Consider the following 15,222-nt stretch of genomic DNA (forward strand, 5'->3'; position numbering starts at 1 on the left):
GGCGATCACGAAGTGACGCGACGAAGGAGCGCCCTTGACAGGCCGGCACGACACGGAACGACGATGGGACTGACGGGAAACCCCCAGCCCCTCCCTGAGACGGGGTCAGGGGGTCCGGCTCACCGGCCACCCGCCCGTACCCGGGGGCGGGTGGGCAGCCGCCGCCCCGCCCCCACCCCGCGCGGGGGAGACAGCGGGCCGCCGCCGCGAGCCGACGGGCGTGCCGGTGCCCGCGTCGCAGGTGGCCGGGGGTGCGGGGGCGGGGGGATCTTGTGGAGGTTTCCGCGGGGGTGCCGGGCGCGGGTGCGGGTGAGGTAGCGTCGCGGCGCCCTGCACGCAGAGGAGCCGAACGTGCGCGAGTTCACCGTCCCACCCCTGGTCACCGGCGCGCCGACCGGGGGCCTGGCCGACACCGTCTTCCGGCGCGCCGGGCAGGACCCCGATCATGTGGTGCTGGGACGCAAGACGGGTGGGGAATGGCGGGATGTGACCGCCCGTCAGCTGGCCGGGGAGGTCCTCGCGCTCGCCAAGGGGCTGCTGGCGCAGGGGGTCCGGTTCGGGGACCGGGTCGCCGTGATGTCGCGCACCCGCTACGAGTGGACACTGTTCGACTTCGCGCTGTGGGCGATCGGGGCGCAGCCCGTGCCCGTGTATCCGACGTCCTCGGCGGAGCAGGTGCACTGGATCCTGTACGACTCGGCCTGTACGGGCTGCGTGGTGGAGGACGAGGACCAGGCGATGACGGTCGGCTCGGTGATCGAGGGTCTGCCGGGGCTGCGCCTGCTGTGGCAGCTCGACGCGGGGGCGCTGGAGGAGCTGGTGGAGGCCGGGCGGGGGGTGGCGGAGGAGGTGGTGCACCGCCACCGGAGTGCCGTGACGCCCGACGCGGTGGCGACCGTCATCTACACCTCGGGGACCACGGGCCGGCCCAAGGGCTGTGTGCTGACGCACGGCAACTTCATGTACGAGGCCGATACGCTGACGGCCCGGTGGGAGCCGGTCTTCCGGGCGGGGCCGGGCGGGCAGCCGCCGTCGACGCTGCTGTTCCTGCCGCTGGCGCACGTGTTCGGGCGGATGGTGGAGGTGGCCGCCGTACGGGCCGGGGTGAAGCTCGGGCACCAGCCGGCGGTGGCGGCCGTCGAACTGCTGCCGGACCTGGCCGCGTTCAGGCCGACGTTCGTGCTGGGTGTTCCGTACGTCTTCGAGAAGATCTTCGCGGCGGCGCGGCGCACGGCGGAGGCGGAGGGCCGCAAGGGGCCCTTCGACCGGGCGGTGGAGACGGCCGTGCGGTACGCGCGGGCGCGGGAGGAGAAGGCGTTCGGGTGCGGGCCGGGGCCGTCCGCGGCTCTGCGCATGGAGCACCAGCTTTTCGAGAAGCTGGTGTACGGGAAGGTCCGCGAGGCCCTCGGGGGCCGGGTGCGGTACGCGATGTCGGGCGGGTCGGCGATGTCGCGGCGGCTGGGGCTGTTCTTCGACGGTGCCGGGATCACGGTGTTCGAGGGGTACGGGCTGACGGAGTCCTGCGCGGCCGCGACGGCGAACCCGCCGGGGGCGGTGAAGTACGGGACGGTGGGGCCGCCGGTCCCGGGCACGACGGTCCACATCGCCGATGACGGGGAGGTGTGGCTGTACGGCGCGCACGTCTTCTCCGGGTACCTGGGGGATCCGCGGGCCACGGAGGAGGTGCTGCGCGGGGGCTGGCTGGCGACGGGGGACCTGGGCCGGCTGGACGGGGACGGCTACCTGATCATCACGGGGCGCAAGAAGGAGATCCTGGTGACCTCCAACGGCAAGAGCGTGGCCCCGGCGGCCCTGGAGGAGCGGGTGCGTTCGCATCCGCTGGTGTCCCAGTGCGTGCTGGTGGGCAACGACCGGCCGTTCGTGGCCGCGCTGGTGACCCTGGACATGGAGGGGGTGGCGCACTGGCTGTCGATGCGCAAGCTGCCGCAGCGGACGGCGGAGCAGGTGGCGGGTGACCCGGATCTGACGGCGGAGGTGCGGCGGGCGGTGGTGGCGGCGAACACCCTGGTCTCGCAGGCGGAGGGGATCCGCGCGTTCCGGGTGCTGGCCGAGCAGTTCACGGAGGAGCGGGGGCTGCTGACGCCCTCGCTGAAGCTGAAGCGGCGGGCCATCGAGAAGGAGTACGCGCGGGAGGTGGCGGGCCTCTACCCGTCGTAGGCGCGCGCGGTCCGGTCGCGGGGGCACCCACCGTGGAACAGATCTGACGGACCGTCATTCCAGCCCGTCAAAATTATTGACGGTGCGTCAGGTCGCGCACAGAATGCGGGGATTCCTACGGAGGGGATCCACCCATGTCACGACCCATCCGCGCCCTCGCCGCAGCGGCGGCCGTACTCGCGCTCGTCTCCGCCTGCAACTCCGCCGCCACCTCCGACGGGACCTCGCCCGGCAAGGCCGGGGACGCGCCCGGGACCCAGCGCGGGGTCACCGACAAGACCATCAAGGTCGGCGGGATCGTGTCGATGACCAGCGCCAGCGGCTACAGCAAGAAGGACACCGACCTCGGAGCCCGGGCCCGCTACCTCAGGGCCAACGCCGAGGGCGGCGTGCACGGGCGCACCATCGACTACACCGGCGCGGAGGACGACGGCCAGGACCCCGGGAAGAACCTGGCGGCGGCCCGCAAACTCGTCCAGCAGGACAAGGTGTTCGCCGTCGCCCCGATGAGCTCGGTCACCTTCTCCGGCGCCGACTTCCTGGAGCAGGAGAAGGTCCCCACCTTCGGCTGGGGCACCCTGCCCTCCTTCTGCGGCCCCAAGCACATCTACGGGTTCAACGGCTGCCTGGTCCCCTCCCCCGGCGGCACCCTCAACCAGACCTGGCCCGAGGGCATCGCCAAGATCCTCGGCGGGGCGAAGGGCAAGTCCGTCGCGGTCATCGCCAACGACAGCGACGCCGGGAAGTTCGGCATCCGCACCTTCCAGCAGGGCTTCGCCGCGGCCGGTTTCACCGTCCCCTACGCCAAGGCCTCGGTGCCGGCGACGGCCGTGCCCAGCGACTGGAGCGCGTACGTCAAGGAGATCATGGAGAGCGGCGGGGGCAAGGCGCCCGACGCCGTCGTCTCGGTCATGCAGACCCCCAACAACATCGGCCTCTTCACCGCCCTCAAGCGCGCCGGCTACAAGGGGGTGCTGTCCGACCCGACCGACTACGACCCCGGCCTGCTCGCCAAGGACGCCACCCGGCAGGCCCTCGAAGGGGTCCACGTCCTGATCCAGTTCGAGCCCTTCGAGTCGGACAGCCCGCAGATGGCCCGATTCAAGGCCGACATCAAGGCGGCCTCCGGCGGCCAGGACGTACCTCTCAACATGCACATGCTCACCGGCTACATGTCGGCCGACCTCTTCCTCGCCATCGCCCAGAAGGCCGGCAAGGACCTGACCACGACCCACTTCCAGAACGCCGCCCAGACCTTCTCCGACACCGGCACCCTCGTCGGCGACCGTGCCGAGCCGAAGGGGCAGAAGGACAGCTTCGGCTGCGGGGCGCTCGTCCAGCTGAAGAACGGCAAGTACGAGGTCTCCGTGCCGTTCGCCTGCCACGAGCCGATCCCCTTCAAGTAGGGGCGGCGGCATGGGCGACCTGCCCGTCTTCGTCCTGAGCGGCCTGGTCTCCGGCGCCCTGTACGCACTGCTCGCCACCGGGCTGGTGCTGTCGTACTCGGCGTCCGGGCTGTTCAACTTCGCGCACGGGGCCACCGCCTACCTGTGCGCGCTCACCTTCTACGAGCTGCACTCGGGCCTGGGCTGGCCCGCCGTCCCGGCCGCCCTGCTGGTGGTGTGCGTACTGGCGCCCGGGCTCGGCTGGGGGCTGGACCGGCTGATGTTCCGCCGGCTCGCCCGGGTCGGGGAGACCGCCCAGATCGTGGCGACCATCGGCCTGCTGGTGGCGCTGCCGGCGGCCGGGCTGTGGGCGGTGGAGCTGCTCACCGCGGCGGGCCTGCCGCTGAAGCCCGCCGAGAACCAGTTCGGACTGCCCGGCGTCGGGCCGAGTCCCGCGCGGTCCTGGCAGCTCGCGGACGGCGTCGGCGTGGACTCCGACCAGCTGATCACCTGGGTGGTGACGGCGGTGGTCGCGGCCGCCCTGTGGGTGCTGCTGCGGCACACCCGGCTGGGGCTGCGGCTGCGGGCCGCCGTCGACAACCGCTCGCTCACCGAGCTGCGCGGGATCAGCGCCGACCGGCTGTCCTCGGTGGCGTGGATGATCGCCTCCGCGCTGGCCGGGCTCGCGGGGGTGCTCGCCACCCCGCTCCTGGGGCTGTCGGCGCACGACTTCACCCTATTCCTGTTCGTGTCGGCGACGGCTGCCGTGATCGGCCGGTTCGCCTCCGTACCGCTGGCCTTCGCCGGCGGGCTCGGGCTCGGGGTGGTGCAGAACCTCGTCGCCGGGTACGCCTCCTTCGCCGAGGGGATCACCGGCTTCCGGACGGCGGTGCCGTTCCTGATCCTGTTCGGCGGGCTGCTGGTGCTGACCCGGCGGGCCCGCACGGCCGGGGTGACCGCCGTGGAAGCGCCCCCGCCCGACCACCTGGCCGGGGCCCCGTGGGGGCGCCGCTGGGGGGTCTGGGCGGCGGCCGCCGCACTGCTGTGCACGGCCTTCTACACGGTCACGACCCCGTTCTGGAGCGGGCTGCTGGCGCAGGGACTCGCCCTCGGCCTGGTGTTCATGTCCTTCACGGTGGTGACCGGGCTCGGCGCGATGGTCTCGCTGGCGCAGGCCACCTTCGTCACCGGGGCCGCGCTGGTGGCGGGGCTGCTGATGAGCCGGGGCTGGCCCTTCGCGGCGGCGCTGGCGGTGGGCACCTGCGTCGCCGCCGCGCTGGGGGCGCTGGTCGCGCTGCCGGCGCTGCGGCTGGGCGGGCGGTCGCTGGCGCTGGCCACCCTGGCGCTGGCGTTCCTGGCCGACCAGGTGCTCTTCCAGATGCGGTGGCTGCGCGGCGGGGACGCGGGCTGGGCGGTGCCCAGGCCGGTGATCGGCCCGCTGGACCTGACCGACGACCGGGCGCTGGGGGTGGCCCTGGTGGTGCTGGTCTCGCTGGTGGCGGCCGGACTGGGGGCGCTGCGGAACTCCCCGTCGGGGCGGGCGATGCTGGCGGTGCGGTCGGCCCCGGCGGCGGCCATGGCCTCCGGGGTGTCCGTGCTGCGGACGAAGCTGCTGCTGTTCACGCTGTCGGCGGGGCTGGCCGGCTTCGGGGGCGTGCTCTACGCCTCGTACAACACCCGCATCACGGCGACGGACTTCACCGCCATGACCGGGCTGGTGTGGCTGGCGGTCGTGGTCGCGGCGGGGGTCCGCCGGGCGCCGTACGCGGTGGTGGCGGGGCTGGTGTTCGCCCTCGCGCCGCGGCTGCTGACGGACTACGTGACGGAGTCGGCCCATCTGCCGGTGATCCTCTTCGGCCTGGCCGGCCTGGCCCTGGCCAACGACCCCGACGGGTACTGCGCGGCCGGTCCGCTGCGCTGGGCCCGTGCCCGGGCCGGGCGGAGCGGGGACGGGGCCGGGTCCCCCGGGCCGGGAGCCACCCCGGCGGCGGCCACCCCGGCGGCGGCCACCCCGGCGGCGGCCACCCCGGCTGCCGGCCCGGGGGCCGCCGGCCCCCGGATGGTCGTCGGGCCGCGGCCACACGCGGCCGGGGCCGGGCAGGCCGGGGCCGGGCTCGGCGCCGGAGCGGGCGGTGCGCCGGCCGTGGGGCCGGGGGCGGCGGCCACGGCCTCGGAGCGGGGCGGAGTGGACGGAAGCCTCGCCGCGCCCGCGCCCGTCGCACCGGCCGCCCTCGAACTGCGCGGGGTCACCGCCGGGTACGACGGCGGGACCGTGCTGCATGGGCTGGACCTCACCGTCCGGCGCGGGGAGATCCTCGCCGTACTCGGTCCCAACGGGGCCGGGAAGAGCACCGCGTGCCGGGTCGCCGCCGGGCTGCTGCCGGCCACGGGCGGGACGGTCGCCGTCGCCGGGCGGGACGCGACCCTGGACGGGGCCGTACGGCGCTCGCGGGCCGGAGTACTGCTCGCCCCCGAGGGGCGGGGGATCTTCCCCGGCCTCACCATCGAGGAGAACCTGGCGCTGTACCTGGAGGACCCCGGCGAACGGGACGCCGTGTACGGGCGTTTCCCCCGGCTGCGGGAGCGGCGCGGCGTCGCCGCCGGCGCCCTCTCCGGCGGGGAGCAGCAGATGCTCGCGCTGGCCCCGCTGCTCCAGCGCCCGCCGGGGGTGCTGGTCGCGGACGAGCCCTCGCTCGGGCTCGCGCCGCGCGTCGTGGAGGAGGTGTACGCGCTGCTGACCGAACTCCGCGACGCGGGGACCGCGCTGCTGCTGGTGGAGGAGAAGGCCGCCGAGATCCTCGGGATCGCCGACACGGTGGCCTATCTCGCCCAGGGCCGGGTGTCCTGGTGCGGCCCGCGCGCCGAGGTGGAGCGGGACCGGCTCACCGAGGCCTACCTGGGGATGGCGCCATGAGCGGCGGTACGGACGGACAGGTGCTCCGGGCGAGCGGGATCGGCGTGCGCTTCGGCGGGGTCCGGGCGCTGGACGGGGTGGACGTCGGGGTCCGTGCCGGGGAGGTGTGCGGGCTGATCGGGCCGAACGGGGCCGGGAAGACCACCCTGTTCGACGTGCTGTCGGGGATCCGGCGGCCCGACCGGGGGCGGATGCTGCTGGACGGGGTGGACATCACCCGCCGGTCCCCGGTGTGGCGGGCCCGGCACGGGATGCGCCGCACCTTCCAGCGGCAGCAGCTCTTCGGCCAGCTGAGCGTGGCCGACAACGTGCTGGTCGCCCAGGAGTGGCGCGGCGGCGGGGGCGGTCCCGCCGCCGACCTGCTCGCCCTTCCCTCCCGTCGGGCCCGCGAGCGGCTCCGGCGGGAGCGGGCGGGGCGGGTGCTGGCGGACTGCGGGATCGGCGCGCTCGGGTCCTCGTACGCCGGCGGGCTGCCGGTGGGGCAGGCCCGGATGGTGGAACTGGCCCGCGCGGTGGCCGATCCGCCGAGGGTGCTGCTGCTCGACGAGCCCGCTTCGGGGATGTCGGCGCCGGAGCGGGAGCAGCTGGCGCGGGTGGTGCGGCGGCTGGCGGAGGAGGAGGGCTGTGCGGTGCTGCTGGTGGAGCACGACGTGGCCTTCGTGATGGACCTCTGCTCCCGGGTCGTCGTCCTGGACCTGGGCACCGTCCTGGCGGAGGGCACGCCGGCGGAGGTCCGCGCGGACCCGCGGGTGAGGGAGGCGTACCTGGGGTCGGCGTAGGGGCCGGCGGGCGGTGGGCGCGTACGCCGCCCGCCGGTGCACCGTGAGCCGGCCGGGGCCACGGCCACGGCCACGGGGCTGAGCGCTCGTCCGGGGGCCGGGGGCCGGGGGCGGACGGGCGGGGCGGCCGCCGCCTTCCTCGGTCCCCCGGGCCCGGCCCCGGGGGCGGGAAGACCGGTTCCCGGGGCCTCCGGACCAACGCGCCCTGAGCGGAGCGGGCGGGTGGCGGGAATAGGGTGGGGCGGGAGGCCGGTTGTCGCCCCGCGTACGCCGTGGCGCGGCGCGGCCGTTCCGCACCGCACCGCGCCACCGACCCGAGGGAACGACCAGACGTGAACCAGGTGCCCGCCGTCCGGCTCAACAACGGCACGTCCATGCCCCAGCTCGGCTACGGCGTCTGGCAGGTGCCGGACTCCGAGGCGAGGAAGGCCGTCTCGGCGGCGCTCGACGCCGGCTACCGCAGCGTCGACACGGCGGCCGCGTACGGGAACGAGCGCGGCACCGGCAAGGCGCTGGCCGCGTCCGGGATCCCCCGTGAGGAGCTGTTCGTCACCACCAAGCTGTGGAACAGCTCCAGGCACCGGTGGGGCCGGGACGAGACGCTGCGCGCCTTCGACGACTCGCTCGGCAAGCTGCGCCTCGACCACGTCGACCTGTACCTGATCCACTGGCCGCGCCCGATGCGCGACGACTTCCTGACGATCTGGAAGACCTTCGAGGAGATCGCGGCGAGCGGCCGGGCCCGGGCGGTCGGCGTGTCGAACTTCCGGCCGGAGGACCTGGAGCGGCTGCGCGAGGTGAGCCCGCTGGTGCCTGCGGTGAACCAGGTCGAGCTGCACCCGCTGTTCCCGCAGGCCGGGCTGCGGGCCCTGCACGCCTCGCTGGGCATCGCCACCGAGGCCTGGTCGCCGCTGGGGCAGGGCAAGGAGCTGCTCGGCCTGCCGGAGGTGACCTCGGTCGCCGCCAAGCACGGACGCAGCCCCGCGCAGGTGGTGCTGCGCTGGCACCTCCGGCTGGGCAACGTCGTGATCCCGAAGTCGGTGACCCCGTCGCGGATCCGCGAGAACCTGGACGTGTTCGGCTTCGAGCTGGACGCGGACGACCTGGCGGCGCTGGACGGGCTGGGCGCGGGCGGGCACCGGATCGGGCCGGACCCGGCCGTCTTCGACAACTGAGGTGAGCGTGACCTTCGCAGACGGGACCTACCGGATCCGCAACGTGGCCAGCGGGCTGGTGCTCCAGCTGGAGGGCGCCTCACGGGTGCGGGTCGGCCCCGACGGGCCGCCCGCTCCGGCGGCCGCCCGGCGGTGGCGGATCTCCCCGGTGCACAGCGGCGGCGGTGTCTTCCACGTGGTGAGCGAGGACAACGGGCGGCGCCTGGACGTGGCGAACGCCTCGACGGAGAGCGGTGCGCGGGTGCAGGTGTGGCGTGCCAACGCCTTCGGCGCCCAGGAGTGGCTGGTGGAGGAGCACCTGGACGATCCGGGGGTGGTGTCGCTGGTGGCGTGCATCAGCGGGCTGCCGCTGGAGGCGGACGGCGAGGGCCGGGCCCGGCAGGGCGAGGACACCGACTCGCCCTCCCAGTGGTGGCGGCTGGAGCCCGTCTGACGTGGTGCGGAGGGGGTGGCGGGGCTTCAGCTCGCGCCGTGGGCGGGAGCGAGGGCCTCGACGCGTCCGGCGAGGGCGAAGTCCTTCTCCGTGACGACGCCGCCCGCGTCGTGGCTGTTCACCGAGAGGCGGACGGTGTTGTAGCCGAGGGTGAGTTCCGAGTGGTGGTTCAGGTCGTCCTGGACCGCGCAGATGTGGGCGACCAGGGCTCCGGCGGCCCGGTGCGTGTCCAGGCGGTAGGTGCGCTCGATCCGGTCGTCGTCGAAGGCCCAGCCGGGGAGTTCCCGGAGCCGGTCCTCGATCTCCTTCTGTGAAAGCGGTTCGCTCGGCATCCGCTGTCTCCTTCCCCGTCCTCTTGCCCGGCTTCCCGTGATGTGCGGTCAGTTTTCCACGGGGCGCGCCGTGGTGAACCTTTCCCGCCATAGTGCGCCCGGGTGCTTCACGATGCTTCCGGGCACCCGCCGACCCCCCTATGCTCCAGCGCCGGACCGAGCATTACCACCGGTAACAAGGAGGCGGGGCATGTCCGCTACGGGCGGCAGGGGCGGTACGGGCGGTACGGGCGGTACGGGAAGTTCGAGGCGCGCGTTCATCGCGGGTGCGGCGGCCACCGCCGGCACCCTCCCGGCCCTGGGCGCCCTCGCGGCACCGGCCGCCGCGGCCGCCGGCCCTCCGGCGGGCGGCGCCGCCCGTACCGTGGCCGTCCTCGGCGGCGGGGTGGCCGGCCTGACGGCCGCGCACGAGCTCGCGGAGCGCGGCTACGCCGTCACCGTGTACGAACGCCGGGCGCTGGGCGGCAAGGCGCGCAGCATGGACGTGCCCGGAAGCGCCCGGGGCGGCCGCAGACCCCTTCCGGCCGAACACGGCTTCCGCTTCATCCCGGGGATCTACCACAACCTGCCGGACACCATGCGGCGCATCCCCTTCCCCGGCAACGCGCACGGCGTGTGGGACAACCTGGTCGCCCCGCCGGAGATGATGTTCGCCCGGGCGGGCGGCCGCGAGGACCTGCGCGCGCCGATCCCCTGGCCCGGCCACTCCCCCGCCGGGCTGACCCCGGAGGAGCTGCGGCGCGCCCTGACCGGGATGCTGGAGTCCTTCGTCCGGCTGCCCGCGCACGAGACGGCGTACTTCGTCAACCGGGTCCTGGTCTTCCTCACCAGCTGCGACGAGCGCCGCGACGAGGTCTGGGAGCGCACGCCCTGGTGGGAGTTCACCCGGGCCGCGCGGATGTCGTCCGAGTACCAGCGCATCCTGGCCGTGGGCATCACCCGCAACATCGTGGCCACCAAGGCCGAGGAGGCCTCGACCCGTACGGTCGGCACGCTCGGGGAGGCCTTCGTCTGCAACGCCCTCGGGCAGGGCGCGGACGGGCCGCCGGACCGCATCCTGAACCTGCCCACCAACGAGGCGTGGATCGACCCCTGGGAGCGGCACCTGCGCTCCCTCGGCGTGGAGTTCCGGATCGGCTGGACGGTCCGGGAGGTGCGGTACGGGGACGGCCGCGTGAGCGGCGTCGCGGTCCTGGACCCGGACGGGGCCGCGCGGACCGTCACCGCCGACCACTACGTCAGCGCGCTGCCCGTGGAGCACGCCCGCCGCACCTGGAGCGCGGCGCTTCGGGCCGCCGACCCGATGCTGGGGCGCTGCGACCGGCTGCGGACCGACTGGATGACCGGGATCCAGTTCTACCTGACCGAGCGCGCCCCGCTGGTGCACGGCCACTTCAACTGCATCGACTCCCCGTGGTCGTTGACGGCGATCCAGCAGGCCGAGCACTGGCCGTCCCGTGACTTCCCGGCCGACTACGGCGACGGCACCGCCGTCGACTGCCTGTCGGTGGACGTCTCCGAGTGGGACAAGCCGGGGATCCTGTACGGGAAGACGGCCAAGCAGTGCACCCGTGAGGAGGTGGCGCGCGAGGTGTGGGCGCAGCTGAAGGCCTCCCTCAACGACACCGGGAGGACGCCGCTGACCGACCGCACCCTGCACTCGTGGTTCCTGGACCCGGGCGTGGACGGCCTGGGCACCCCGGAGCCCACCAACCAGGACGAGCTGCTGATCCACCCGACGGGCACCTTCCACGACCGGCCGAGCGCGGACACCCGGATCCCCAACTTCTTCCTCAGCGGGGACTACGTGGCCGTCGACATCGACCTGGCCACGATGGAGGGGGCGAACGCGTCGGCACGTGCGGCCGTCAACGCGCTGCTGGACCGCGACGGTTCGCGGGCGGAGCGGTGCGCGGTCATCCCCCGCCACCGGCCCCCGGAGCTGGAGGCGGCGAAGCGGCACGACCTGTGGCGCTACCGTCTCGGCCTGCGGAACGTCTTCGACCTGGGCTGATCGGGGCGGGTCGGCTCGGCTACCGTCGGGGGCATGACCCTCACGACTCCCACGGCGCCCACCGTCGGCGCCCTGCTGCGGACTTGGCGGCAGCGGCGCGGGATCAGCCAGCTGGAACTGGCGGGCCGCGCCGACTCCTCGTCCCGCCACATCAGCTTCATCGAGACCGGGCGGTCCCGGCCGAGCGAGGAGATGGTGCTGCGGCTCGCCGACCGCCTCGACGTGCCGGTGCGGGAGCGCAACGCGCTGCTGCTGGCGGCGGGTTACGCCCCGCGCTACGCGTGCACCGGCCTGGACGACCCGGCCATGGAGACCCTGCGCGAGGGCATCCAGCGGCTGCTGACCGGCTACGAGCCGTACCCGGCGCTGGTCGTCGACGCCGTGTACGACGTGGTGGCCGCCAACGCGGGCATCGGGATGCTGCTGGACGGGCTGCCGGAGCACCTGCTGACCCCGCCGCTGAACGCGATGCGGATCACCCTGCACCCGGAGGGCCTCGCGCCGCGGATCCGCAATCTGAGGGAGTGGCGGGGACACCTGCTGGCCCAGATGGAGCGGCAGATCGCGCTGGCCCGCTCGGAGCGGCTGCGCGAGCTGTACGAGGAGGTGGCCGCCTATCCGGTGCCGGAGCGCCCGGGCGACCGCGAACCGGACGAACCCGTCCCGTACATCGCGCTGCCGCTGGTGATCGAGCACGACGGGCACGTGCTGTCCTTCGTGTCGTCGATCGCGACGTTCAACACGCCGATGGACGTGACCGTCGCCGAGCTGGCCATCGAGACCCTGCTCCCGGCCGACCCGGCGACGGTGAAGTACCTGCGCTCACTGAACCCCTGAGCGGGACGCGCGCAGGGCCAGCTGCTGGAAGAGGGCGAAGGCGGCGACGGCGAGGGCCTGCGCCGGGATCCACACCGCGCCGGCCGTGGTCGGCTGGAGCCAGGCGATGAGCGGGACCAGGCTGAAGACGGCCCACGCGTAGTTGGCCTCGATGACCAGCTTCACCCCGGAGACCGGCGGACGGCGGCGCGAGGCCAGCCAGCCGACCCCGGCGCCGTACGCGGTCAGGAACAGCCCGAGGTCGAGGAGGAGGGCCGGGCCGATGCCGAGGAACCGGCCGAGGGGCTCGGAGAAGGCCGCGTAGGCCAGGCCGTTGCCGGTGGTGACCACCGCGTCGAGGGCGAGGAAGCGGCGCAGTGCGGTCTGCGGGACGGTGGTGCGGGCGATGCTGCCGATCAGGGTCGCGGACATGGCGGATCTGCCTCCGTCGGGGTCGGACGTACCGGTGGGGGCGGGCCCCGGAGCCGAGTGCGCGGCCCCGGAACCCGGTGCCCCCACTCTGCCGCCGGCCCCGGGGACGGGTCGATTACCTCCGGGGTAAGCAACTCCCTCGCCGGACGTGCCCGACCCCTGCGGCCCCCGTGCCTCCGGGCTGCCGGCCGGCCGTACCGGTCCACCCGGTTCCACGCCCGGCCGCCGGCGCCGCCGGCTCGTCGCCTGCCTGTACCGGCTCGGACCGGTCAGAGGTTGTCCAGCACCCGGAGCACGGTCTGCGCCCAGTACATGCGCATGCGGTGCCCGGGGCCGCAATACCGGCGGTACCAGCGGCTCTCGTGCCGCATGAAGTTCCCGCACCAGCGGCACAGGCCCGCCTCGTCGTCCTTGTGCCGCATGACCCACCGCATGCCGCAGCCCCTCCGTCCACCACCTCGGCAGGACCCGCCGCTCACCTCTCACAGCACGCGGCCAGGCCCCTTTCCCTCCCCTGAAGGAGGCACGTTCAGCATGGCCGAGACCGTACCTGCGACGAAGACGGAACCGGAACCCGACCCCAGCCTGGGGGCGAGGCCGGATGCCCGCCCCAACTGCGGTTACCTTCAGGGCCATGGCGGTTGGCGGGTGGCGGTGGGCGGGGTGAGTGTGGGGGATGCGGTGGTTGGGGGCGGGGTCGGCGGCTAGGCTTCACCGCACCGGGCCACCGATCCGAACGCCCTGTCGGCGTACGGAGGACCGCCCGCCCGGACCGGCCCCGCGACGGCCGGGGAGCCGTCGGGGCCGCGGGCCCGGGCAGGAGCCGGGGTGCGCGCGCAGGGACGACACCGCCGAGGGGGAAGCGCCATGAGGACCACACGGACGATGCGGAAGCTCGGCGCCGAGCTGCTGGCGGAGGCCCGGCTGAGGCCCCCGGCCGGGGTCGCGGAGATCATCGGGGGGTTGTGCGCGGCCTTCGGGCGCCGCCGCGGCGGCCGGAGCGTGGACTTCCGCTTCGCCCCGTTCCCGCCGGAGACCGCCAGCGGGCTCTGGCTGGAGCTGGAGGACCGCGACCTGGTCGTCGTCGAGGCCCGTACCCGGCCCGAGCACCAGCTGGTCATCGCCGGCCACGAGCTGTGGCACATCGAGGAGGGCGCCTGCGGCGGCCACGGCCCCGCGATGGCGGTGGCCGCGCGGCTGGCCGGCCCGCACGGCAGCCTGGCGGACCTGCTGCGGGCGGACTCCGCCCTGGAGTCGGTGGTCCGTCAGGCCGCCGCGCGGGCCGACGCCGAGGATCCGGCCGAGATCCGGGCGGAGACCTTCGGCCTGCACCTCGGCAAGCTCCTCAAGGCCTTCCTGCCCCCGCCCCGGCAGGCGCCCGTCCCGGCGGAGCTCGAACGCATCAAGTCCTCGCTCGGCTGGAGCCGCTGACGTGAACGACGGCCTGCCGCTGTACCTGGCCGGATCGGTGATGGTGCTGGCCCTGCTGATCAAGGCCCCGGCCCTGCGCAGGGGGTGGGACCAGCCGCTGATGCGTGCCGTGTGCGCGCTGCTGCTGGTCGGCTGCCTGCTCACCTTCCTGGCCGCGCCGCCGTCCCTCGCGGCGGTCAACCGGCTCACCGGCGTCGCCAACTTCGCCGCCCCGCTGGTGTACGGCGTGCTGACCGCCTTCTCGGGAGCCTCGATCGTGCTGATCCTGCACTGGGAGGGGGGTCCGGCGGCGCGGCTGCGGCGGGCGACCTGGGTGACCGCCGGGGTGTTCGGCGCGGTCACCGTGCTGATCGTCGCCCTGTTCGTGATCGGGGACGCGCCGGTGGAACGGCTGCGGGACCTGGACACGTACTACGCGAACACGCCCTGGCTGCGCGAGATGATCGTCTGCTACCTGCTGGCGCACACCGCCGGCAGCGCCGCGCTGAGCCTGCTCTCCCTGAAGTGGATGCTGCGGGTCGAGCCCGCCCTGCGGCCGCTGAGGACCGGGCTGGCGCTGCTCACCCTCGGCGGGGTGCTGGACCTCGGGTACCTCGTCGCGAAGTGGGCGGCGGTCGGAGCCCGCTGGGCGGGCCACGACTGGGACGGCCTGTCCACGTACGTGGCCCCGCCGCTGGCGTCGGCGGCGGCGCTGCTGGTGGGCACCGGGTTCATCGTCCCGATGGTCGGCGGCTCGGCGGCCTGGCGGGACTTCAGCCAGTACCGGCGGCTGCGCCCGCTGTGGAAGGCGCTGCGCGGGTTCGCCCACCGCAGCGTGGCGACGGTCCCGCTGACCTGGTGGTCGCCGGTCGGGATCCGGCTGATCCACCGCGAGTCGGTGATCGACGACGGGCTGCTGGCGCTCGCGGGCTGGTTCGACCCCGCCGTACGGGAGGCCGCGTACGGGGCCGCGCGCCGTCAGGGCCTGAGCGAGACGGGCGCCCGCGTCGTGGCGGACGCCGCCATGCTCGCCGACGCCTGCCGGGTACGGGCCGCCGCCGAGCGGGCGGGCGCCCTGGACACCGGCCCCGAGGAGCCGGCCCGCATCGGCGGCCAGCCCCTGGCGGCGCTCGCCCGGGAGTTCCGCAGCTCCCCGATCGTCGCGGCGGCCCGCCAGGGCCTGCCGGTCGGCTAGGGGCAACGCCCCCCCAGCACCGGCCTTCGAGGCAGCCGTCGGCCAGGCGAAACCTTGACGAGAGCCTAGGTGTATTGATCACGAGCGTTGTTGACACTCGGCAGGTCTTGAACATGACGAAGACCTCCGGTGTGGTGGGAGCTGTCTAGGAACTCACCG

The 15,222-nt window shown here is 74.5% G+C and carries 13 protein-coding genes; 10 read left to right on the plus strand and 3 right to left on the minus strand.

Annotation, left to right across the window (positions count from 1 at the left end):
* Nucleotides 1–351: 351 nt before the first annotated feature.
* The 6 genes from AC069X_RS37140 to AC069X_RS37165 all read left to right on the plus strand — a co-directional run bounded on the left by AC069X_RS37140 (nt 352) and on the right by AC069X_RS37165 (nt 8,864).
* Nucleotides 352–2,178: an AMP-dependent synthetase/ligase gene (locus tag AC069X_RS37140; RefSeq protein ID WP_478735987.1), complete on the plus strand. Its 1,827-nt coding sequence runs from the start codon at nt 352–354 to the stop codon at nt 2,176–2,178.
* A gap of 134 nt (nt 2,179–2,312) precedes the next feature.
* Nucleotides 2,313–3,584, plus strand: coding sequence for an ABC transporter substrate-binding protein (locus AC069X_RS37145; RefSeq protein ID WP_478735989.1), 1,272 nt, complete (start codon nt 2,313–2,315; stop codon nt 3,582–3,584).
* A 10-nt stretch (nt 3,585–3,594) separates the two neighbouring features.
* A complete protein-coding gene (locus AC069X_RS37150) occupies nt 3,595–6,477 on the plus strand; it encodes an ABC transporter permease subunit (RefSeq protein WP_478735991.1) in 2,883 nt (960 codons plus the stop codon).
* On the plus strand, nt 6,474–7,256 hold the full coding sequence (locus AC069X_RS37155; RefSeq protein ID WP_478735993.1) for an ABC transporter ATP-binding protein: 783 nt from the start codon (nt 6,474–6,476) through the stop codon (nt 7,254–7,256). Before AC069X_RS37150 ends, AC069X_RS37155 begins: the two co-directional genes overlap by 4 nt.
* Nucleotides 7,257–7,588: 332 nt before the next feature.
* Nucleotides 7,589–8,431, plus strand: coding sequence for an aldo/keto reductase (locus tag AC069X_RS37160; RefSeq protein WP_478735995.1), 843 nt, complete (start codon nt 7,589–7,591; stop codon nt 8,429–8,431).
* Between the two features lie 7 nt (nt 8,432–8,438).
* Nucleotides 8,439–8,864: an RICIN domain-containing protein gene (locus AC069X_RS37165; RefSeq protein WP_478735997.1), complete on the plus strand. Its 426-nt coding sequence runs from the start codon at nt 8,439–8,441 to the stop codon at nt 8,862–8,864.
* Nucleotides 8,865–8,890: 26 nt separating this feature from the next.
* On the opposite strand, the gene AC069X_RS37170 is transcribed toward AC069X_RS37165, so the two are convergent.
* On the minus strand, nt 8,891–9,196 hold the full coding sequence (locus tag AC069X_RS37170; protein WP_478735999.1) for a 4a-hydroxytetrahydrobiopterin dehydratase: 306 nt from the start codon (nt 9,194–9,196) through the stop codon (nt 8,891–8,893).
* Between the two features lie 190 nt (nt 9,197–9,386).
* Between AC069X_RS37170 and AC069X_RS37175 the strand changes: the two genes are divergently transcribed.
* A complete protein-coding gene (locus AC069X_RS37175) occupies nt 9,387–11,210 on the plus strand; it encodes a hydroxysqualene dehydroxylase (protein WP_478736001.1) in 1,824 nt (607 codons plus the stop codon).
* A gap of 33 nt (nt 11,211–11,243) precedes the next feature.
* Nucleotides 11,244–12,047 carry a helix-turn-helix domain-containing protein gene (locus AC069X_RS37180; RefSeq protein WP_478736003.1) on the plus strand — a complete coding sequence of 268 codons (804 nt, stop codon included), beginning with the start codon at nt 11,244–11,246 and terminating at the stop codon, nt 12,045–12,047.
* On the opposite strand, the gene AC069X_RS37185 is transcribed toward AC069X_RS37180, so the two are convergent.
* Together AC069X_RS37185 and AC069X_RS37190 are read right to left on the minus strand one after the other, a co-directional pair.
* A complete protein-coding gene (locus tag AC069X_RS37185; protein WP_478736005.1) occupies nt 12,033–12,458 on the minus strand; it encodes a hypothetical protein in 426 nt (141 codons plus the stop codon). The two genes, AC069X_RS37180 and AC069X_RS37185, sit on opposite strands and share 15 nt — an antisense overlap.
* A 269-nt stretch (nt 12,459–12,727) precedes the next feature.
* Nucleotides 12,728–12,892: a hypothetical protein gene (locus tag AC069X_RS37190; RefSeq protein WP_478736007.1), complete on the minus strand. Its 165-nt coding sequence runs from the start codon at nt 12,890–12,892 to the stop codon at nt 12,728–12,730.
* A gap of 433 nt (nt 12,893–13,325) precedes the next feature.
* Between AC069X_RS37190 and AC069X_RS37195 the strand changes: the two genes are divergently transcribed.
* Together AC069X_RS37195 and AC069X_RS37200 are read left to right on the plus strand one after the other, a co-directional pair.
* Nucleotides 13,326–13,889, plus strand: coding sequence for a toxin-antitoxin system, toxin component (locus AC069X_RS37195; protein WP_478736009.1), 564 nt, complete (start codon nt 13,326–13,328; stop codon nt 13,887–13,889).
* Between the two features lies 1 nt (nt 13,890).
* Nucleotides 13,891–15,063 carry an MAB_1171c family putative transporter gene (locus AC069X_RS37200; RefSeq protein ID WP_478736011.1) on the plus strand — a complete coding sequence of 391 codons (1,173 nt, stop codon included), beginning with the start codon at nt 13,891–13,893 and terminating at the stop codon, nt 15,061–15,063.
* The last annotated feature ends 159 nt before the right edge of the window (nt 15,064–15,222 follow it).

Source organism: Streptomyces sp. NPDC043896 (assembly GCF_056435605.1).

Excerpts from the sequence above, each read along its gene's own strand:
- AC069X_RS37145 (WP_478735989.1), top strand. The coding sequence starts at position 2,313 with ATGTCACGACCCATCCGCGCCCTCGCCGCAGCGGCGGCCGTACTCGCG.
- AC069X_RS37150 (WP_478735991.1), top strand. The coding sequence starts at position 3,595 with ATGGGCGACCTGCCCGTCTTCGTCCTGAGCGGCCTGGTCTCCGGCGCC.
- AC069X_RS37155 (WP_478735993.1), top strand. The coding sequence starts at position 6,474 with ATGAGCGGCGGTACGGACGGACAGGTGCTCCGGGCGAGCGGGATCGGC.
- AC069X_RS37170 (WP_478735999.1), bottom strand. The coding sequence starts at position 9,196 with ATGCCGAGCGAACCGCTTTCACAGAAGGAGATCGAGGACCGGCTCCGG.
- AC069X_RS37175 (WP_478736001.1), top strand. The coding sequence starts at position 9,387 with ATGTCCGCTACGGGCGGCAGGGGCGGTACGGGCGGTACGGGCGGTACG.
- AC069X_RS37180 (WP_478736003.1), top strand. The coding sequence starts at position 11,244 with ATGACCCTCACGACTCCCACGGCGCCCACCGTCGGCGCCCTGCTGCGG.
- AC069X_RS37185 (WP_478736005.1), bottom strand. The coding sequence starts at position 12,458 with ATGTCCGCGACCCTGATCGGCAGCATCGCCCGCACCACCGTCCCGCAG.
- AC069X_RS37190 (WP_478736007.1), bottom strand. The coding sequence starts at position 12,892 with ATGCGGTGGGTCATGCGGCACAAGGACGACGAGGCGGGCCTGTGCCGC.
- AC069X_RS37195 (WP_478736009.1), top strand. The coding sequence starts at position 13,326 with ATGAGGACCACACGGACGATGCGGAAGCTCGGCGCCGAGCTGCTGGCG.